The 19596-nt window shown below is 52.4% G+C and carries 16 protein-coding genes; 10 read left to right on the forward strand and 6 right to left on the reverse strand.

From position 1 onward, the window contains the following. The first annotated feature begins 15 nt into the window (after window positions 1-15). From purF to E1H14_RS04045, 3 genes are read left to right on the forward strand one after another with little or no spacing between them, the layout of a single operon-like run. The gene (gene purF / locus E1H14_RS04035) at window positions 16-1539 is read left to right on the forward strand and encodes an amidophosphoribosyltransferase (RefSeq protein ID WP_149390166.1); all 1524 of its coding nucleotides are present in this window, start codon (window positions 16-18) and stop codon (window positions 1537-1539) included. A gap of 7 nt (window positions 1540-1546) precedes the next feature. Then, window positions 1547-2761, forward strand: coding sequence for an O-succinylhomoserine sulfhydrylase (locus E1H14_RS04040; protein WP_149390167.1), 1215 nt, complete (start codon window positions 1547-1549; stop codon window positions 2759-2761). A 50-nt stretch (window positions 2762-2811) separates the two neighbouring features. Then, the gene (locus E1H14_RS04045) at window positions 2812-3774 is read left to right on the forward strand and encodes a tRNA dihydrouridine synthase (protein WP_200834031.1); all 963 of its coding nucleotides are present in this window, start codon (window positions 2812-2814) and stop codon (window positions 3772-3774) included. Here E1H14_RS04045 and E1H14_RS04050 read toward each other — a convergent pair. The 5 genes from E1H14_RS04050 to E1H14_RS04070 all read right to left on the reverse strand — a co-directional run bounded on the left by E1H14_RS04050 (window position 3747) and on the right by E1H14_RS04070 (window position 9241). Next, complete coding sequence (locus E1H14_RS04050) at window positions 3747-4016, reverse strand: hypothetical protein (protein ID WP_149390169.1); 270 nt, start codon at window positions 4014-4016, stop codon at window positions 3747-3749. The two genes, E1H14_RS04045 and E1H14_RS04050, sit on opposite strands and share 28 nt — an antisense overlap. A 24-nt stretch (window positions 4017-4040) precedes the next feature. Then, on the reverse strand, window positions 4041-4460 hold the full coding sequence (locus tag E1H14_RS04055; RefSeq protein ID WP_149390170.1) for an immunity protein Imm33 domain-containing protein: 420 nt from the start codon (window positions 4458-4460) through the stop codon (window positions 4041-4043). An 86-nt stretch (window positions 4461-4546) separates the two neighbouring features. Continuing rightward, window positions 4547-7144, reverse strand: coding sequence for a bifunctional aconitate hydratase 2/2-methylisocitrate dehydratase (acnB, locus tag E1H14_RS04060; RefSeq protein WP_149390171.1), 2598 nt, complete (start codon window positions 7142-7144; stop codon window positions 4547-4549). A 251-nt stretch (window positions 7145-7395) separates the two neighbouring features. Further along, window positions 7396-8508 carry a DNA-binding protein gene (locus E1H14_RS04065; protein ID WP_149390172.1) on the reverse strand — a complete coding sequence of 371 codons (1113 nt, stop codon included), beginning with the start codon at window positions 8506-8508 and terminating at the stop codon, window positions 7396-7398. A 181-nt stretch (window positions 8509-8689) separates the two neighbouring features. Then, window positions 8690-9241, reverse strand: a complete 552-nt coding sequence (locus E1H14_RS04070; RefSeq protein WP_149390173.1) for a phosphoribosyl-AMP cyclohydrolase — start codon at window positions 9239-9241, stop codon at window positions 8690-8692. Between the two features lie 314 nt (window positions 9242-9555). Here E1H14_RS04070 and cysB point away from each other — a divergent pair, with 314 nt between their 5' ends. Both cysB and thrH read left to right on the forward strand, forming a co-directional pair. After that, window positions 9556-10530 carry an HTH-type transcriptional regulator CysB gene (cysB, locus tag E1H14_RS04075; protein WP_149390174.1) on the forward strand — a complete coding sequence of 325 codons (975 nt, stop codon included), beginning with the start codon at window positions 9556-9558 and terminating at the stop codon, window positions 10528-10530. 97 nt (window positions 10531-10627) lie between these two features. After that, on the forward strand, window positions 10628-11245 hold the full coding sequence (gene thrH, locus E1H14_RS04080; RefSeq protein ID WP_149390175.1) for a bifunctional phosphoserine phosphatase/homoserine phosphotransferase ThrH: 618 nt from the start codon (window positions 10628-10630) through the stop codon (window positions 11243-11245). Between the two features lie 60 nt (window positions 11246-11305). Here thrH and pabB read toward each other — a convergent pair whose 3' ends face one another. Then, window positions 11306-12688 carry an aminodeoxychorismate synthase component I gene (gene pabB, locus E1H14_RS04085; protein WP_149390176.1) on the reverse strand — a complete coding sequence of 461 codons (1383 nt, stop codon included), beginning with the start codon at window positions 12686-12688 and terminating at the stop codon, window positions 11306-11308. 107 nt (window positions 12689-12795) lie between these two features. Between pabB and E1H14_RS04090 the strand changes: the two genes are divergently transcribed. The 5 genes from E1H14_RS04090 to acnD all read left to right on the forward strand — a co-directional run bounded on the left by E1H14_RS04090 (window position 12796) and on the right by acnD (window position 19264). Further along, on the forward strand, window positions 12796-13656 hold the full coding sequence (locus tag E1H14_RS04090; RefSeq protein WP_149390177.1) for an alpha/beta fold hydrolase: 861 nt from the start codon (window positions 12796-12798) through the stop codon (window positions 13654-13656). 132 nt (window positions 13657-13788) lie between these two features. After that, the gene (locus E1H14_RS04095) at window positions 13789-14505 is read left to right on the forward strand and encodes a GntR family transcriptional regulator (RefSeq protein WP_149390178.1); all 717 of its coding nucleotides are present in this window, start codon (window positions 13789-13791) and stop codon (window positions 14503-14505) included. After that, complete coding sequence (gene prpB, locus E1H14_RS04100; RefSeq protein ID WP_149390179.1) at window positions 14498-15391, forward strand: methylisocitrate lyase; 894 nt, start codon at window positions 14498-14500, stop codon at window positions 15389-15391. The genes E1H14_RS04095 and prpB overlap by 8 nt, the downstream gene beginning before the upstream one ends. A gap of 33 nt (window positions 15392-15424) precedes the next feature. After that, a complete protein-coding gene (gene prpC / locus E1H14_RS04105; RefSeq protein ID WP_200834025.1) occupies window positions 15425-16579 on the forward strand; it encodes a bifunctional 2-methylcitrate synthase/citrate synthase in 1155 nt (384 codons plus the stop codon). Window positions 16580-16663: 84 nt separating this feature from the next. Further along, window positions 16664-19264, forward strand: coding sequence for a Fe/S-dependent 2-methylisocitrate dehydratase AcnD (gene acnD / locus E1H14_RS04110; protein WP_149390181.1), 2601 nt, complete (start codon window positions 16664-16666; stop codon window positions 19262-19264). Window positions 19265-19596: the final 332 nt, after the last annotated feature.

Raw genomic sequence — 19596 nt, forward strand, 5'->3', positions numbered from 1 at the left:
GCTGAGGTTGATTGAATGTGCGGTATCGTTGGCATCTTTGCCAGAAGCTATGTGAACCAGACAATTTTTGATGCCCTGACTGTGCTGCAGCACCGAGGTCAGGATGCGGCAGGAATGGTGACCTGTGAAGGTGATCGTTTCTTTATGCGCAAAGACAATGGACTGGTCAACGAGGTGTTCCGCACGCGTCACATGAAGCGCCTGTTTGGGAATATGGGCATAGGTCATGTGCGTTATCCGACTGCGGGTAGCTCTAGCAGTGCAGAAGCACAACCTTTTTATGTGAACTCACCTTACGGGATTGCCTTGGCTCACAACGGTAACCTGACCAATGCTGAGCAGTTGGCGGATGAGATTTTTCGTGCCGATCTGCGCCACATCAACACCACTTCAGATTCCGAAGTTTTGCTGAATGTTTTTGCCCATGAACTTCAGCGCCAGGGTAAGTTGCAGCCGACCCCTGAAGATATTTTCCAAACCGTGACGCGCGTACATGAGCGTTGCCAAGGTGGATATGCTGTAGTGGCGATGATTACGGGATATGGTGTTTTAGCCTTCCGTGATCCGCATGGAGTCCGCCCATTGGTGTATGGCCAGCGTGAAGTCAATGGCCAGATCGAGTATATGGTGGCCTCAGAAAGCGTTGCGCTGGATACCTCTGGATTTGAGCGGGTGCGTGATCTGGCTCCGGGTGAGGCGCTGTTTATTGATTCCGAAGGTGGTTTGCATATCAAACAGTGCGCCGCACAACAAACCCTGGCCCCTTGTTTGTTTGAGTATGTATATCTGGCTCGCCCTGATTCGATCATTGAAGGCATTTCGGTGCATCACTCGCGTATGCTGATGGGCGTGAAGTTGGCGCAGAAGGTGTTGCGTGAGCGCCCTCAACACGATATCGATGTTGTCATTCCCATTCCCGATACCAGCCGTACCGCCGCCTTGGAAATGGCGCATACCCTGGGTGTGACCTTCCGCGAAGGCTTTATTAAGAACCGTTATATCGGCCGCACCTTTATCATGCCGGGTCAGACCTTGCGTAAAAAATCGGTCCGTCAGAAGCTGAATCCGATTGCCTCCGAATTTAAAGACAAGGTGGTGATGTTGGTGGATGACTCCATCGTCCGCGGCACGACTTCCAAGCAGATTGTACAGATGGCGCGTGATGCCGGTGCACGGAAAGTCTATTTTGCCTCAGCCGCACCGGAAGTGCGTTTCCCGAACGTCTATGGCATCGATATGCCCAGCGCCACCGAGTTGGTGGCACATGGTCGTAGCGCTGAAGAGGTCGGTGAGTATATTGGTTGTGATTGGATGCTCTACCAGGATCTGGAAGATCTAAAAGATTCGATTCGGGAATTGAACCCTGTGATTCAGCAGTTTGATACCTGTGTGTTTGATGGTCAGTATGTGACCGGAACAGTAGGGCAGGAGTACTTGCAACGCCTGCAGGACAAACGCAGCGATCAAGCGAAAGCAAACTCGGACAGTGATGCGGATTCCGAAGACGCTGCCGATGATCTGCATACCCGAATCAACTGAGGTGAGTATGAGTAAAGGATTCGAACGCGAAGCACGCATCCAGTTTGATCTGCCGGAAGCGGATCTTGAAACTCTTGCGGTGCGCGCTGGCCAGATGCGTACTCCTGAAGGTGAGCACAGTGATGCCATCTTCCCCACCTCTAGCTTTGTTTATTCCAGTGCGCGTGAAGCGGCGGCACGTTTTGGTGGAGAAGAACCAGGCAACATCTATTCACGTTTTACCAATCCAACCGTCCGTGCTTTTGAACAACGCATTGCGGCATTAGAAGGTGGTGAGCGTGCCGTGGCGACCGCATCTGGGATGGCCGCGATTTTGAGCATGGCCATGTCGCTGATGAAATGCGGTGATCACCTAGTGTGTTCACGTAGTGTCTTTGGCTCCACGGTTTCACTCTTCACCAAATACATTTCGCGTGCTGGCATTGAGACGACCTTTGTAGATCCCAAGGATTTAGATGCCTGGCGTCAGGCGATCCGCCCGGAAACTCGTGTACTCTTTTTGGAAACCCCGTCCAACCCTCTGGCGGAGCTTACCGATATTCGAGCGGTGGCGGAAATCGCACATGCTCATGGTGCTTTGTTGGTGGTGGATAACTGTTTCTTAACACCGGCCTTGCAGCGTCCTTTGGAATTGGGGGCAGATATTGTGATGCATTCCGCAACCAAGTATCTGGATGGCCAGGGGCGTTGTGTCGGTGGGGTGTTGGTGGGGCGCGAAAAAGAGATGGAAGAGGTGTTTGGCTTCATCCGCACCGGTGGTGCCTGCATGAGTCCGTTTAATGCCTGGGTTTTCTTAAAAGGTTTGGAAACCTTACCTCTGCGCATGAAGGCGCATAGCGAACAGGCGCTGAGTCTGGCGACCTGGTTGCAGGCTCAAGAGGGAATTGAAAAGGTGTACTATTCAGGTTTGCCCGATCATCCGCAACACGCTTTAGCCTGTCAGCAGCAGCGCGCTTTTGGTGGTGTGTTGGCCTTCGAGGTGAAGGGAGGCAAGGACGCCGCTTGGCGTTTTATTGATGCCACTCAGGTGGTGTCGATCACCGGTAATCTGGGGGATGTAAAATCAACGATTACCCATCCTGCCACAACCACACACGGACGTATGTTAGTAGAAGAACGTGCCAGTGCCGGTATCCGCGATAATCTAATTCGTTTGTCGGTCGGCTTGGAGTCCTTACAAGATCTGCAAGCCGATCTGGCGCGGGGCTTGGCGGCACTCTAAGTCACCTTTCAGCTATTTTGCCCACTAGCATGCATGTCTATTTAGCGCCGATGGAGGGAGTGGTGGATTACACCCTCCGTCAGTTGCTGACAGCTCAACCCGGTCTTCATCAATGTGTCACGGAGTTTGTCCGTGTCTCAGATCGTCTATTGCCTAAATCTAGCTTTTACCGTTTAGCCCCTGAACTTGCCGAAGGGGGGAAAACCCTGAGCGGTGTGCCGGTATTTGTGCAGCTGCTCGGAAGTGATCCTGATCTCTTGGCCGTTAATGCGCAGCGAGCTGTGGAGTTAGGGGCCTTAGGGGTGGATCTGAATTTTGGTTGTCCGGCCAAAACCGTGAATAAAAGTCGTGGCGGGGCCGTGCTGTTAAAAGAGCCAGAAACGCTGCAGGCTATTGTGACCGCCGTCCGTCAAGCGGTGCCGGCTGCGGTGCCGGTGACTGCAAAAATGCGTTTAGGTTATATTGATAAATCCCTGGCCATTGAAAATGCGCAAGCGATTGAAGCCGGTGGGGCGCAGCGCTTATTTGTGCATGCACGGACTAAGCTTGAAGGCTATAAACCGCCCGCGCACTGGGAGTGGATCGCACGTTTGGCACAAGAGGTCAAGCTCCCCTTGGTCGCGAATGGTGAAGTCTGGAGTCTGGATGATTACCTCAGGTGTCAGCAGGTCAGTGGTTGCGTGGAGGTGATGATCGGACGCGGATTATTAGCCAATCCATTCTTAGCCGAGCAGATCGCCGCCTACCATCAAGGACACGCACTCGCCCATCTGTTTACGCCAGAAGCGACCTGGCCTCGCTTGGTGCCGATGCTGATCCGTTATCATAAACAGGTGTTCATGAGTCTATCTGAACGCCATGTCCACGGCCGCCTAAAGCAATGGCTTGCACAGCTACAACGTCACTACCCCCAAGCAGAAGCTTTTTTTCAGCAAGTGCGTAAAGAAAAGGACCCGCACGCACTGTTGCGAGCCCTAGAGCAACTTCAATCGGATTCCGCTTCCGCTTTCTGAGCTTCGATCTCATGCAGTTGACGCTGGTAGGTTTCCTGCTGCTGTAACCATTGTTGATAGATCTCATCTTCACTAGGTTGGGTCAGGGCTGAATACCAAACCGGTGAGGTGCCGAGTAAAAAACCAAAGACGGCCAGGCTGATCCCTGTCCATTTCATTTTCGGTTTTAAGCTTAATCCCACCAACACGATCAAGACACCCGCAAAGTGCAGGACGTAGGTACTGAAAGAACCGAGATTCACACTTGCTCCTTAAGCTCAAGGCTATTAACTGCGCTCGCGGGAGCGGATGAAGTCTTCCACATCATTGGTAATGGCCACTTCTGTGGTGGGAACCGGGATTTGGAAATCATACACTCTTTCCCAGCCTTCCGATTCCGGCGTTCTTTCCCAAACTGTTCCGGCATTGTAGGTGACTAGGTCGGTCAGTGATGGGTCCAGAGCGCACAATTTTTCCAAGGTCACAGGGATCAGGTTTAACTGCTCATTTGCCAGAAACGCTTCATCCTCATAGCCGGTGAACATGCGCCAACCCGTGTCATTCAGATGTTCGGGCACGGTTTTGTACATAAAGCGTATCGGGAGCTTGTCATCAAACACTAAGCGCGAAACCAGAGCAAGAAAACCATTTTTGGTCTGTGAGGTTTCATCTAAAGGATTGGGGCTGTCGGTATAGATTGGAAGCATAGATTCAGAGTCCTCTTGGATTGCCGCGCAGATTCTAACAAAAACCCCGGACTAGCCGGGGTTTTTTATACGCAGAAGACTAAAGATTAGACGTTAGTCGTTGGAATCACAGTCGCTGCTTTAGCAACATAGTTATCCATCTGATCGAAGTTCAGGTAGCGGTAGATTTCACCCGCCATGCTGTCGATCTTCTTCGCGTATTCCATGTACTCCTCAACAGTCGGCAGTTTGCCTTCCAGAGCCGCTACCGCTGCCAGTTCAGCAGACGCCAAGTAGACGTTAGCACCTGTACCCAGACGGTTCGGGAAGTTACGCGTTGAAGTGGATACAACAGTGGATTTGTCGGCGACACGTGCCTGGTTACCCATGCAGAGTGAGCAGCCTGGCATTTCCATGCGCGCACCGGCTTTGCCGAATACGTTGTAGAAGCCTTCGTCAGACAGCTGCGCAGCATCCATCTTAGTTGGAGGCGCAATCCACATACGAGTTGGGATGGCTTTGCCAGAGGCTTCCAGCAGTTTACCTGCGGCACGGAAGTGACCGATGTTGGTCATACAAGAACCGATGAACACTTCATCAATTTTGTCGCCGGTGACGTCAGACAGCAGACGCGCATCATCAGGATCGTTTGGAGCACACAGGATAGGCTCTTTGATATCAGCCAGATCGATTTCGATCACTGTGTGGTACTCAGCATCGGCATCCGCACGCATCAGGCTTGGGTTCGCCAGCCACTCTTCCATCGCCTTAATACGACGCTCGATGGTACGGACATCGCCGTAACCTTCCGCCAGCATCCACTTCAACATGACAATGTTAGAACGCAGGTATTCTGCAACGGAGTCTTCAGACAGAGTGATGGTGCAGCCAGCAGCTGAACGCTCAGCAGAGGCGTCAGACAGCTCGAATGCCTGTTCTACGGTCAGATCTTCCAGACCTTCGATCTCTAGGATACGGCCAGAGAAGACGTTTTTCTTACCGGCTTTGGCCACGGTCAGATGGCCTTCTTTGATAGCGTAGTAAGGGATCGCATGAACCAGATCACGCAGAGTGATGCCAGGGTTGCGCTTGCCTTTGAAGCGAACCAGAACAGACTCAGGCATGTCCAGAGGCATAACGCCTGTTGCAGCGGCGAATGCCACCAGACCGGAACCTGCTGGGAAAGAGATACCGATTGGGAAACGGGTGTGAGAGTCACCACCGGTTCCTACGGTATCCGGCAGCAGCATACGGTTCAACCAAGAGTGGATAACCCCGTCACCTGGGCGCAGAGAAACACCACCACGGTTCATGATGAAGTCAGGCAGAGTGTGGTGAGTGACCACGTCAACGGGCTTAGGATAAGCCGCTGTGTGACAGAAGGACTGCATCACCAGATCAGCAGAGAAGCCCAGGCACGCCAGGTCTTTCAGCTCATCACGAGTCATAGGACCGGTGGTATCCTGAGAGCCCACAGTAGTCATCTTAGGTTCGCAAGAGGTGCCAGGACGCACACCTGTTACGCCACAAGCTTTACCCACCATCTTCTGAGCCAGGGTGTAACCCTTGCCCGTATCAGCAGGCTGATCAGGCTGACGGAACAGATCAGTAGCACCCAGGCCCAGCGCTTCACGCGCTTTCTGAGTCAGGCCACGACCGATGATCAGAGGAATACGGCCACCGGCACGGACTTCATCCAACAGCACCTGAGTTTTCAATTCAAAGCGGCACAGCTCTTCACCAGTTTCGTGGTTTTTAGCAACGCCTTCGTAAGGATAAACGTCGATGACGTCACCCATTTCCATCTTAGAAACATCCATTTCGATCGGCAGAGCGCCCGCATCTTCCATGGTGTTGTAGAAGATTGGAGCAATTTTGCCGCCGAAGCAGAAACCACCTGCGCGCTTGTTCGGGATGTTCGGGATATCGTCACCGAAGAACCACAGCACAGAGTTGGTAGCAGATTTACGTGAAGAACCCGTACCCACTACGTCACCGACGTAAGCAACAGGGAAACCTTTGGCTTTCACCGCTTCGATCTGCTTCAGAGGACCTACAGAGCCCGGCTGAACAGGTTCAATGCCTTCACGCTCCATCTTCAGCATAGCGTTTGCATGCAGAGGGATATCTGGACGTGACCAAGCATCAGGTGCTGGAGACAGGTCATCGGTGTTGGTTTCACCAGGAACTTTGAAGACAGTGACAGTGATTTTTTCAGCCACTTCAGGCTTAGAGGTGAACCACTCAGCGGCTGCCCAGGATTCCATCACCTGCTTAGCGAAGCTGTTACCGGCTTCCATTTTCTCTTTGACGTCATGGAACGCATCAAACATCAGCAGGGTTTTAGACAGAGCCGCGACAGCAGTCGGTGCCAGCTCGGCATCATCCAGGCAAGCAATCAAAGGCTGAATGTTGTAACCACCGAGCATGGTGCCCAGTAATTCAACCGCTTTAACTTTGCTCACCAGCGGAGAAGAGATTTCGCCTTTGGTGATCGCGGCCAGGAAACCTGCTTTGACATAAGCAGCCTGGTCAACCCCTGCAGGTACACGGTTGCTCAGCAGATCGAGCAGAAACTCTTCTTCGCCCGCAGGTGGGTTTTTCAGCAGCTCAACCAATGCCGCTGTCTGTTCCGGATCCAGGGGCTTAGGGGGTACGCCTTCGGTGGCGCGTTCTTCTACATGTTTACGGTAAGCTTCAAGCACGATATAGCCCTCATCTGTTGTCACAACCGTACATCGGTAAGCGATCTCCGATGCCGTTTCGAACCTGTTATCGAATGGTGATTGGCGGAAGGATTCTAGCGGATAGGGGGGGTAAAGTTAAGATTTGTCGACAGTTGCTTTACCAAAGTATAAGGATTGTAAAGCGAAGGAAGGAGGTGCAAAACATCTTGAGAGGTGGGTTTGGCATTCTGCCAAGACCGAACCTCCCTAAATGTGTGTGTAACCCAAGCTCAGTGCTTGCCGAGCACGCGTGCCTGTAAGCGGCGAATTTCCTCATCCTGAGTGATCAAACGTTTTTCCAGAAGTGAAACCTTAGCTTCAGCGCGTAAGGCGCTGTCTTCTTTCTCCATCAGCTGAGCGCGCAATAAGTTTTCGCGCTTCGAGGCTTCGGTGGAAGTGGTCATCTGCTTCTGATTTTGTCGACGGATGGTTTCCTGCAACTCCTTGAGTTGTGCTTCTAAGCGTTTGGTTTTGTTGGCTTCACCTAGAAGCTGTGAGCTGATGCGGGAATATTCGCGCTCATGTGTGGCGGCATCTTGGCGCAATTTAAGGAGTTCAGCATCCTGAGCTTTGATCTGAGTTTTGAGGGTCTCGATTTTGACGTCACGACGTGCCAAGCGTGCCTGTAGATCATGGATTTCACGCGTAAACTCAGAATCTTTCTTGCTCGCCTCTTCGCGTGCTTTTTCTAAGGCATTGCGATAAAAGCGGGTATCCACTTCCTCTTTCGCCAGAGACTCCAGCATGTGCCGCTGTTCATCTTTGATACGTTGATCAAAGGTGCGCTTAGCGTCTTCATGCGCTTTGCGGAGCTGCATGAGTTCTTGCTCAAGGTTTGAGCGTGATTGCTCCTCTTTCTTACGACTATTGGTTTCTGTCGTAAGATTGCTTTTTAAGACGGCAATTTCGGCTTCCAGAGCGCGGGACAGTTCGCGGCATTCATCCAGTTTGTGCACCTGTTCACGATAGCGTGCTTCCAGCTCGATGTACTGATTCTGTGCTTTCAGTAACGCATCATCACAGAGGCGGCGTTCATCTTCGATGCCAATATCTGAGCGCTGGCGAGTAAGTTGAACACGCGAGTTGGCTTCTTGCAGTGCTTGCTGCCAGATGCGGACAAAGGCTTGTGACAGGCTATCCGGCATGTCGGGTAGGCGCTGGCGTCCTTCGGTGACCACCACGCGCTGAGAAAGCTCGCTCCACCATTGCTGTAATAAAGGTTGCAGCAAATCTGGGGATTCATCCAAGCGCTGGGCGAGGAGTTCAGCCGTAGGGGATTGGCCGGATAACAGAAGGTCATCGGCCACTTCAAAAAGACGGAGTCTGAGGTGTGCGTTTTCCATTGACAGAGTTTTAACCTGGCTGAAAGGGAAGAGACATGCAGGCTATCATAGCAGAATAGTACTTTTGCAGCAGTCCTGAAAAATAACCTGTTGCCACGCGAAGGCGTGCGATTGAATATTGATTTGGCAGTCAGCGCTGAGCAGCCTATAGCTGCCAGCGCTGTGCAAGCTTACTTAGACGTTACTTAGAGTAGGGCAGTGATGAGTGATGCAGCACGATACGAAGATCGCCCTGATCATCCTTTTTGAAGCCCCAGGTTTTATCTACGGTTGTTTTCTCACCCGCGGCATTGATGAGATGAACGTGTCCCATAGTGAGTGCGAGGTCACCATTAATGTAAACAGCGGCATTCTCAAAGCTATATTCCCGCCAGCCTTTCAGTGCAAAACCGCTATCACCAAACTCGGGGTTATCACCCACGAAGTAAGCGAGCGCGCCTTCCTGTGTGATTCTGAAGGTGGTTTCACCCGTGGCAAGTGTGGGTTTGAATAAAACTGGACCTTGAGCATATCCATATGCTTGGTTCAGCACGGCTTCGGCGGTCTCTTTGGCTTTGGCAAGTCCGCCCTCTGAGTAATCTTGGCTAATCTGAATCAGTGCTGCGCCCCAAGCTTCTTGTGCTTTTCGCACTTCCTCCTCAGTGATGTTGGTATTATGAACCGGAGCGGCAACGACAGTGCCGGCGAGCAAAACGGATGCGAACCCAAGAAAGATCGTTTTTTTATTAAACATAGTGACTCCATATTGTCAGTTGTATGCAATCGATTCCATTTACTTCCTTTAGTTTCAAGGAATGGAATTTGTCTCAAAAACGCTTCAGGCGGGAGTGGATAGATTGTCAGCTTTTGGATTGAGCAGGAAGTCAGCCAGCCAGATTTCGAGCGATTTTTTTCACTCTTTATAAGGGGTGTTGAGAGTGTCGGAACCTGCAATTTTTCTGAGCCACTCGATGCCTAGACACTACTTGCGAGGTATTCAAACAGTCTTTCCCTTTTGTTATGCTTCTGCGTTATATTAATAACAATTATTTATACTAGGTGCAGTCGATGAAGCTTCAACAACTGCGTTACATCTGGGAAGTCGCCAAGCATGATCTGAATGTGTCTGCGACCGCACAAAGCCTCTACACCTCACAGCCTGGCATCAGTAAACAGGTGCGGTTGCTCGAAGACGAGTTGGGGGTGGAAGTGTTTGCGCGCAGCGGCAAACATCTTACGCGCGTGACCCCTGCTGGGGCGGCGATTTTGCAAATCGCTGGTGAAATCCTGCAGAAGGTCGAGAGCATTAAACAGGTGGCTCAAGAGTTCAGTGATGAACGCAAGGGTAGTTTAAGTATTGCCACCACTCACACCCAGGCGCGTTACGCGCTGCCTCCAACCATTCACGAATTTATCAAACGCTATCCTGATGTGTCTTTGCACATGCATCAGGGTACGCCGATGCAGATCTCAGAAATGGCGGCAGATGGTGAAGTCGATTTTGCGATTGCGACTGAAGCCATGGCGCATTTCCCGGATCTGATCATGATGCCTTGTTACCATTGGAACCGCTCCGTGGTGGTGCCTAAGGATCATCCTTTGGCTCAGGTTTCCCCGTTAACGCTGGAAGCTTTGGCAGAATATCCTATTGTCACCTATGTGTTTGGTTTTACCGGGCGCTCCAAGCTGGATGATGCGTTCACGCGTCAGGGGCTGGAGCCTAAGGTGGTCTTCACAGCGGTCGATTCAGATGTGATCAAAACCTATGTGCGTTTAGGTCTGGGGGTGGGCATTATTGCCACCATGGCCGTGGAGCCGAACCAGGATTCGGATTTAGTGGCTTTAGATGCATCCCACCTGTTTGAGCCCAGCACCACGCGTATTGGCTTCCGTAAAGGGACCTTCTTGCGTGGTTTTATGTACGATTTTCTGCAGTTATTTGCGTCCCACCTCACGCCTGAGTTGATTGAGAAGGTCTTGAACTGCAGTAACCGACATGAGGTCGATGAACTCTTTGTGAATTTTGAGCTGCCGATGCGTTAAAAAGCGTCCGCAGAGGGCTTTGAGTCTGGGCTTGGAATTGAAACTCTGGCGCTGAATCGTTAGATTAGCGCCTTTATTTTTGACTGGAGGATGTAACGTGGAGCTGGCCTGTCTTGATCTGGAAGGGGTGTTGATTCCTGAAATCTGGATTGCATTTGCTGAGGAAACCGGAATAGAGGAACTGAAAGCCACCACCCGTGACATTCCGGATTATGATGTGTTGATGAAACAGCGTCTGCGTATTTTGGATGAGCATGGCCTGACGCTGCCACAGATTCAGGACACCATCAGTCGTCTTAGTCCTTTGGAAGGCGCGCTGGATTTTGTGAATTGGTTGCGTGAGCGTTTCCAGGTTGTGATCTTGTCGGATACGTTTTATGAGTTCGCACAGCCTTTAATGCGTCAGCTGGGTTTCCCGACTTTGCTGTGCCATAAGCTGGAAGTGGATGAGGCGGGGCGCATTACCGATTACACCCTGCGTCAGCGTGATCCTAAACGCCAGTCTGTACGCGCGTTGCAGTTGCTGAACTATCGTGTGATTGCAACCGGTGATTCTTACAACGATACCACTATGCTGACGCAGGCTGAGGCCGGTATTCTGTTCCATGCGCCAGAGAATGTGATTCGTGAATTTCCTCAGTTCCCTGCTGTGCACACTTACGAAGATCTGAAAAAAGAGTTTATCGCGGCGAGTCTGCGCGATTTAAGCCTCTAAGTTTGTATCCTCCACGACCCGCTTAAATATCGGATTGTGCTTAAGCGGGTCGTTGGTCCTTCATTTACGCATTTGATCCAAGGGACGCAAGAGATTGCCGACCTTATTCAGCGTTTCTTGATATTCCGCTTCACTCAGCGAATCTAACACTATGCCACCGCCGGCCCAGCAGTAGATCTTCTGATTCTGGCAAAGCAGGGTGCGGATGGTAATGCTGCTGTCCATACGCCCGCAGGCGCTGAGTAACAAGATTGAACCACAATAGCCGCTACGACGATGAGGCTCTAATTCATCGATGATCTCCATGGCGCGGATTTTAGGTGCGCCGGTGATCGAGCCTCCTGGGAAGCAGTGTTTGAGTAGCTGTAAAGGGCTGAGACTAGGTTGCAGTTGGCCGCGCACAACACTCACCAGATGATGGACGTTCGGGTAACTTTCCAGTTTGAACAGCTCAGGGACTTGCACTGAGCCGGGTTGGCAGCTGTGGCTGAGATCGTTACGCAATAGATCCACGATCATTAAATTCTCAGCACGCTCTTTTTCGCTGGCGAGCAGTTCAGCGGCTAGGGCGGCGTCCTCTTCCGGGTCTTCTGCGCGTGGACGTGTGCCCTTGATGGGGCGCGTTTCTACAGTACCCGTTGCGCTGCAAGCTAAAAAACGCTCCGGTGATAGGGAGAGCAGAGTGCCGTCTTCAGATTCGAGATAGGCGGCAAAGGGGGTGGGGGCGGCCTGTTTTAAGGGTGCCCAGGCGTGCCAGGGATCACCGCGGCACTCAGCCTGAAAGCGTTGGGCAAAGTTAATCTGATAACAATCACCGGCCAGGATGTACTCATGCACCTGAGCTAAGGCTTGCTGGTACTCGGCTTCCGTCATGTTGCGAGTAATGGCGCTGGTTAAATAAAACTCGGGTGTCTCAGGCAGAGGCAGGGATGGGATGGCGTCCAGACGCTGTAATAGTTGATCTCTAAAGCTTTCAGAGAGGTGGGGATGCACCACCAGCCAGCGTTGTTTGGCATGATGATCGGTGACTAGTGCCCAAAGATAACGGCCAATACGCAACCAGGGAAAATCAATATCTGCTTGTGCCTGTTGAGGTAACTTTTCTAGGGTACGGCCTAGATCATAACTGAGATGGCCGATTAAGCCTCCGCTAAAGGGGGGGCGTTCGGCTGAGGCTTGAGGTTTCAGTTCATCCAGCCAGGAATCGAGCAGACTAAAGACATCCTGAGTGGAGCTTTGCCAATCCGATCTATGATCGCGCCAACTTAAATGGCCCTGAGCATCAATACGCGCAACACGATCCGGAGCGGCGCTGAGCAGATCATAGCGGCCAAACTGGCTGGCAGGGTGGCAGCTGTCGAGCAGCACCAGATCGCCGAGGTCACGTAGGTGAGTCGCGATCTCTTCTTGAGGCAGATTGTAGTCGAACGGGTAGTAAAGCATGTTGATGGCAATCCTGGTTGGCAATCGAGATGTCGACACTTGGACTCTGACATCTATCGAGGGATGCTGGCTATAATAGTGGCTTTGCGCACAAAGGTTAATGTTGCATGAAGTCCTCTCTTGTCTGTGAAACGCGTCAGCTGGTCTTGCCGGATCAGATTTTGCACTATCGGCTCTATCGCCATCCGCAGAACACCTCGGGGCGGCGCTTGTTGTTGCTGCACGGTGCCGGGGTGGCGGGGCGTGATACTTGGGAGATGCTTATTTCTGAACTGCATGCCTGGTATGAGGTGTTGGTGCCGGATCAGCGTGGTGCCGGGGAGTCGGTGTTTCCAGATGGCCAAGAGCATCCTTTTAGTGTGCACGAGCTGGTGCAGGATGCTCAGGCTTTGGTGGATCATTGTGGCTGGTGGCAGTTTGATCTTGGCGGTTATTCGCTAGGTGGTCTAATCTCTCTTCTATTAAAGCAGCGTTTGGGTGATCGAGTGGGTAAGCAGTTCTTATTGGAAGCTGCGTTACTGGATCGTATAGATCTCAGTGAAACTCTGGCCTTACGTGAGCGTTATGCGCAAGCGGCAGGTCATTTGCGCGCGCAGGATCAAGAAGCGGGCATACGCCAGTTTTTGGATACCATCTCGCCTAATCGTCGTACCAGTATTCAGACAGATCAGGTAGCGGTCAGTCGCTTGGGACGGCGTCCTCTTGGCTTTGCGCATGCTTTGGAGGCGGTGAATCAGGCTGTCCGGCATCTGGATCGTGAGGCCGTGATTGCGGCACAGGGTGATGTCAGCAGCTTTATTGGCAGTCAGAGTGTGGATGCGATGCATGCGTTACATCGTGCTTTAGCCGCATGCTTGCCGAACTGGCATTACTTTTTGGTGGCAGGGACAGATCACTCCTTACCCTTCCAAAAACCCCGTCAAATTGCGCGGACGATGAATGCCGAAATGCAGCGTTTTCTGTCCTGAAAAATTGTGCAGAAAATAGCCTAGACTTTGGTCGGGTGTTGACAACTTTTCCCTAAAACTCGGTTGACGCTCGGATTCTAGCTCTGTAAGGTTGCTGCAACTCAATATTGTCGACAATCTTGAAGGGTCGCAATGTCCGAAAATACCACTATTCTCTCTTTGGATCCGGCGGTCCGCACACTTGCTGATCGAGTCTGTCAGCAAATCGTGACAGCGATCGTTAAGGGTGAGTTACCGCCTGGATACAAAATCAGTGAACCCGAACTCGCACGCACCTACGGCATCAGTCGTGGGCCCTTGCGTGAAGCGATACGCCGTCTGGAAGGTTTGCGTTTAATCGAACGTAAACCCCATGTCGGGGCACGAGTGGTCAAACTCTCCATGCATGAATTGATCGAGATCTATCATGTGCGTGAAGCCTTGGAGGGAATGGCTTGCCGTTTGGCCGCAGAGAAAATGACCGATGCTGAAATTCAGGCCTTAAAAGCGCTGCTGGATGAGCATGAGCACTCGGTTGAACAAGAAGAGTGGAGTTCCTACTTCCAGAAGGAAGGAGATCTCGATTTTCACTATCGCATCGTGCAGGGCAGCAAAAACGAAAAGCTGAAAGAGCTGCTCGGTGCCGATCTTTATCATCTGGTACGCATGTATCGTTATCAGTTCAGTGTTTCCAGCTCACGGCCAAAGCGCGCGCTGAAGGAGCACCGCCAGATTATCGATGCCATCGAATCCAGAGATCCAGAATTAGCAGAGTTGTTGATGCGTCGTCACATCAGCGCGGCCCGTCGCAATATTGAAAACAAACTGAATACAATCACCGAAAGAGAAGGGGATAATAAAAATGGCTGAAAAACTGACTGCGGGCGCGCGTTTCCGTAAAGCCCTGGCTGAAACCCAGCCGCTGCAGATCGTCGGCACCATCAACGCTTACCATGCCATGATGGCCACCCGTGTTGGCCATAAAGCCATCTATCTGTCCGGTGGTGGTGTTGCGAACGCTTCGTATGGTCTGCCGGATCTGGGTATGACCAGCATGAATGATGTGTTGGAAGATGTACGTCGTATTACCAGCGCGGTTGAAACACCACTGTTGGTCGATATCGATACCGGTTGGGGTGGCGCGTTTAATATTGCGCGTAGTGTTAAAGAGATGATCAAAGCAGAAGCCGCTGCCGTGCATCTGGAAGATCAGGTTGCTCAGAAGCGCTGTGGTCACCGTCCTAACAAAGAGATCGTTTCTCTGGAAGAGATGGTCGATCGTGTAAAAGCGGCGGTGGATGCTAAAACCGACAGCGATTTCTTCATCATCGCGCGTACCGATGCTTTCCAGATGGAAGGATTGAATGCAGCGGTTGAGCGTGCTCAGGCATGTTTGGAAGCCGGTGCCGATGCGATCTTCGCAGAAGCGGTGCATACCCTGGAAGATTACAAAGCCTTCTCTGATGGCATCAAGGGCGCACATCTGCTGGCCAATATCACCGAGTTCGGAGCAACGCCACTGTTCAACACCAAAGAACTGGCTGAAAACGGTGCCAGCATGGTGCTTTACCCCCTGTCAGCTTTCCGTGCGGCCAACAAAGCAGCTCTGAATGTGTATGAGCACTTGCTGCAGGATGGTGATCAGAAAGCTGTGGTCGATACCATGCAGACGCGTATGGAGCTTTATGATTTCTTGAACTACCACGACTTCGAGCAGAAGTTGGATGCGCTTTTTGCTCAGGGTAAAAACAAGTAAATCATTCAAAGTTTAAGAAAAGAGGAGATCGCCATGTCAGAAAATACATCTGGACTGCCGAAACCAAAAAAATCTGTTGCCCTGTCCGGCACGGCGGCGGGTAATACAGAGCTGTGTACTGTTGGCCGTAATGGCAATGAACTGCACTATCGCGGTTACAACATCCTGGATCTGGCTGAGAAGTGTGAATTTGAAGAAGTCGCTTATCTGCTGGTGCACGGCAAGCTGCCGACCCAGGCTGAACTGACGGCTTATAAAACCAAGCTGAAAGCCCTGCGTGGCTTGCCAGCAGCGGTGAAAGTAGCGCTGGAACAACTGCCACCTTCTGCCCATCCGATGGATGTGATGCGTACCGGTGTATCCGTACTGGGCTGCGTTAAGCCTGAGAAAGACGATCACAACCATCCAGATGCCCGTGACATCGCCGATAAGCTGATGGCTTGTCAGGGTTCTATGCTGTTGTATTGGTATCACTACGCCTACAACGGCAAGCGTATCGAGTTGGAAACCGATGATGATTCAATCGGTGGTCACTTCCTGCACCTGCTGCACGGTGAAAAGCCGCGTGAGTCTTGGGTACGTGCGATGCATGTTTCGCTGATTCTGTATGCTGAGCATGAGTTCAATGCATCCACCTTCACCAGCCGTGTGATTTCTGGAACGGGTTCTGACTTCTACAGCTGTATCGCCGGTGCGATCGGCGCTCTGCGCGGTCCGAAACACGGTGGTGCCAATGAAGTGGCGTTTGAAATCCAGAAGCGTTACGACAATCCCGATCAGGCTGAAGCCGATATCCGCGAGCGTGTAGGCCGTAAAGAAGTGGTGATCGGTTTTGGTCATCCGGTTTACACCGTTTCTGATCCCCGTAACGTGGTGATCAAGAAAGTCGCGAAGCAACTTTCAGATGAGCAGAACAACACTAAGATGTACGACATTGCTGAGCGTCTGGAATCGACTATGTGGGAAATCAAAAAGATGTTCCCTAACCTCGATTGGTTCTCTGCCGTGAGCTATCACATGATGGGCGTGCCAACAGATATGTTCACACCGCTGTTCGTGATCTCGCGTACCTCCGGTTGGAGTGCGCATGTGATTGAACAGCGCATCGATGGCAAGATCATTCGCCCGAGTGCCAATTATGTGGGTGAGGACTGCCGTTCGGTGCCTGCGATCGAAGAGCGCAGCTAAGAATATCAGGGCGGTCAGGTCACACCTCGACGGCCCTTATTTTTATAGCCTGCACTGCTGAACTTATTCTCAAGAAGAACTGCCATGAATACAGAATTTCGCAAGTCTCTACCAGGCACCGACCTGGACTATTTTGATACCCGTGCGGCGGTTGAAGCCATCCAGCCCGGTGCTTATGAAACCCTGCCTTACACCTCCCGTGTACTGGCCGAACAGCTGGTGCGCCGCTGTGAACCCGAAGACCTGACCGATGCGCTGAAACAGCTGATCGAGCGCAAGCAGGAGCTGGACTTCCCCTGGTATCCCGCCCGTGTGGTGTGCCACGACATTCTGGGTCAGACCGCACTGGTGGATCTGGCCGGTCTGCGTGATGCCATCGCTGAAAAAGGCGGTGATCCATCCAAGGTCAACCCGGTGGTACCCACCCAGTTAATTGTGGACCACTCGCTGGCTGTGGAAGCGCCTGGTTTTGATCCGGACGCGTTTGAAAAGAACCGTGCCATTGAAGACCGTCGTAACGAAGACCGTTTCCACTTCATCGAGTGGACCAAAACCGCGTTCAAAAACGTCGACGTGATTCCTGCCGGTAACGGCATCATGCACCAGATCAACTTGGAGAAGATGTCTCCGGTGATTCAGGCACGCGACGGAGTGGCTTTCCCCGATACCTGTGTCGGTACGGATTCCCACACCCCGCACGTGGATGCCCTGGGTGTGATTGCCATCGGTGTCGGTGGTCTGGAAGCCGAAACCGTGATGCTGGGTCTGCCTTCCATGATGCGTCTGCCCGATATCGTTGGTGTGGAGCTGGTGGGCAAGCGTCAGCCCGGCATCACTGCTACTGATATCGTACTGGCTCTGACCGAGTTCCTGCGCAAGGAGCGAGTCGTCGGTGCTTACCTGGAGTTCTTCGGTGAAGGTGCTTCCAGCCTGTCCATCGGTGACCGCGCCACCATCTCCAACATGACACCGGAATACGGTGCCACTGCCGCGATGTTCTACATCGACGAGCAGACCATCGAGTACTTGAAACTGACCGGTCGTGAGCCGGAGCAGGTGGCACTGGTTGAAAACTACGCCAGAACCACAGGCCTGTGGGCCGACAGCCTGGTCAAAGCCCAGTACCCGCGCGTATTGAAGTTTGACCTGTCCAGCGTGGTTCGCACCATGGCCGGTCCTTCTAACCCTCACGCACGCGTGGCGACCTCTGAATTAGCAGCTAAGGGTATTGCTGGCAATCTAGAAGCCGCTCGTGCTCAAGAAGCACAAGGCCTTATGCCTGATGGTGCGGTGATTATTGCGGCTATCACGTCTTGTACCAACACCTCTAACCCACGTAACGTGGTTGCAGCAGGCTTGTTGGCCAAGAAAGCCAACGAACTGGGCTTAGTGCGTAAACCTTGGGTGAAATCTTCCTTCGCGCCAGGTTCTAAAGTGGCTCGCTTATACTTGGAAGAAGCCGGCTTACTACCTGAGCTAGAAAAGCTTGGTTTTGGTATCGTCGCATATGCCTGCACCACCTGTAACGGTATGTCTGGTGCACTCGATCCTGTGATCCAGCAAGAGATCATCGACCGCGACCTTTATGCGACAGCGGTCTTATCGGGTAACCGTAACTTTGATGGTCGTATCCATCCTTATGCGAAGCAGGCCTTCTTGGCTTCACCTCCATTGGTCGTGGCTTACGCGATTGCCGGTACCGTTCGCTTTGATATTGAAAAAGATGTTCTGGGCACCGACAAGAACGGTAACCCGATCACCCTGAAAGACCTCTGGCCGTCTGATGAAGAAATCGATGCGATTGTTGCTTCCAGCGTGAAGCCTGAACAGTTCAAGCAGGTCTACATCCCGATGTTTGATCTGGATCGTGGCGAAGAGGCGAAGAGCCCACTGTATGATTGGCGCCCGATGTCCACCTACATCCGTCGTCCGCCTTACTGGGAAGGTGCTCTGGCCGGTGAGCGCACCATGAAAGGCATGCGTCCGCTGGCCATCCTGCCGGACAACATCACCACCGACCACCTGTCACCGTCCAACGCCATCATGATGGACTCTGCCGCCGGTGAATACCTGCACAAGATGGGCGTGCCGGAAGAAGACTTCAACTCTTACGCCACTCACCGTGGTGACCACCTGACCGCTCAGCGGGCCACCTTTGCCAACCCGAAACTGATCAACGAAATGGCCGTGGTGGATGGTCAGGTCAAACAGGGTTCACTGGCACGTGTGGAGCCGGAAGGCAAGGTCATGCGCATGTGGGAAGCGATTGAAACCTACATGGAACGCAAACAGCCGCTGATCATTGTGGCCGGTGCCGACTATGGTCAGGGTTCTTCTCGTGACTGGGCTGCCAAGGGTGTGCGTCTGGCCGGTGTGGAAGTGATTGCCGCTGAAGGTTTTGAGCGCATTCACCGCACCAACCTGATCGGTATGGGTGTGCTGCCGCTGCAGTTTGAAGCTGGCACCACTCGCAAGACCCTGGGTCTGGACGGTACTGAAACCTACGACGTTGAAGGCGAGCTGGCACCCCGTGGCACCATGACCCTGGTCATCAATCGCAAGAATGGTGAACAGGTGCGTGTACCCATGCTGAGCCGTCTGGACACTGCTGCAGAAGTGCACGTGTACAAGGCCGGTGGTGTACTGCAGCGCTTCGCCCAGGACTTCCTGGAGGGGACAGTATAACTTAACCCGGAATTTGTGATGACACAGGCAACTACTTGTCAGTGCAGGCATATTCCAAAGGCCTTGAGTGAGACGCCGTGAATACATCCCTGTAGGCTTAAATGCCGCATCCCTGCGGCATATACTCACTCAATACCTCCAGAATATGCCATGAAGTTACGGATTAAGGTCAATGCTCGGGAGAAGGTGGGTCTTGTCTGTTTGGACCGTCTGTTGCCAGGGCAGTAAATGTGCTCCTGCATTTACTGCATTTCCGCCATCCTTGGCGGTCAGTGACAACAGCGAGCCCCCATGGATGGGTTTACGGCGTGTCCAAACGGATAAGACCCGCC

The organism is Nitrincola tapanii (assembly GCF_008368715.1).
GTDB lineage: Bacteria > Pseudomonadota > Gammaproteobacteria > Pseudomonadales > Balneatricaceae > Nitrincola > Nitrincola tapanii.

Excerpts from the sequence above, each read along its gene's own strand:
- purF (WP_149390166.1), top strand. The coding sequence starts at position 16 with ATGTGCGGTATCGTTGGCATCTTTGCCAGAAGCTATGTGAACCAGACA.
- E1H14_RS04040 (WP_149390167.1), top strand. The coding sequence starts at position 1,547 with ATGAGTAAAGGATTCGAACGCGAAGCACGCATCCAGTTTGATCTGCCG.
- E1H14_RS04045 (WP_200834031.1), top strand. The coding sequence starts at position 2,812 with ATGGAGGGAGTGGTGGATTACACCCTCCGTCAGTTGCTGACAGCTCAA.
- E1H14_RS04055 (WP_149390170.1), bottom strand. The coding sequence starts at position 4,460 with ATGCTTCCAATCTATACCGACAGCCCCAATCCTTTAGATGAAACCTCA.
- E1H14_RS04065 (WP_149390172.1), bottom strand. The coding sequence starts at position 8,508 with ATGGAAAACGCACACCTCAGACTCCGTCTTTTTGAAGTGGCCGATGAC.
- E1H14_RS04070 (WP_149390173.1), bottom strand. The coding sequence starts at position 9,241 with ATGTTTAATAAAAAAACGATCTTTCTTGGGTTCGCATCCGTTTTGCTC.
- cysB (WP_149390174.1), top strand. The coding sequence starts at position 9,556 with ATGAAGCTTCAACAACTGCGTTACATCTGGGAAGTCGCCAAGCATGAT.
- pabB (WP_149390176.1), bottom strand. The coding sequence starts at position 12,688 with ATGCTTTACTACCCGTTCGACTACAATCTGCCTCAAGAAGAGATCGCG.
- E1H14_RS04090 (WP_149390177.1), top strand. The coding sequence starts at position 12,796 with ATGAAGTCCTCTCTTGTCTGTGAAACGCGTCAGCTGGTCTTGCCGGAT.
- E1H14_RS04095 (WP_149390178.1), top strand. The coding sequence starts at position 13,789 with ATGTCCGAAAATACCACTATTCTCTCTTTGGATCCGGCGGTCCGCACA.
- prpB (WP_149390179.1), top strand. The coding sequence starts at position 14,498 with ATGGCTGAAAAACTGACTGCGGGCGCGCGTTTCCGTAAAGCCCTGGCT.
- prpC (WP_200834025.1), top strand. The coding sequence starts at position 15,425 with ATGTCAGAAAATACATCTGGACTGCCGAAACCAAAAAAATCTGTTGCC.
- acnD (WP_149390181.1), top strand. The coding sequence starts at position 16,664 with ATGAATACAGAATTTCGCAAGTCTCTACCAGGCACCGACCTGGACTAT.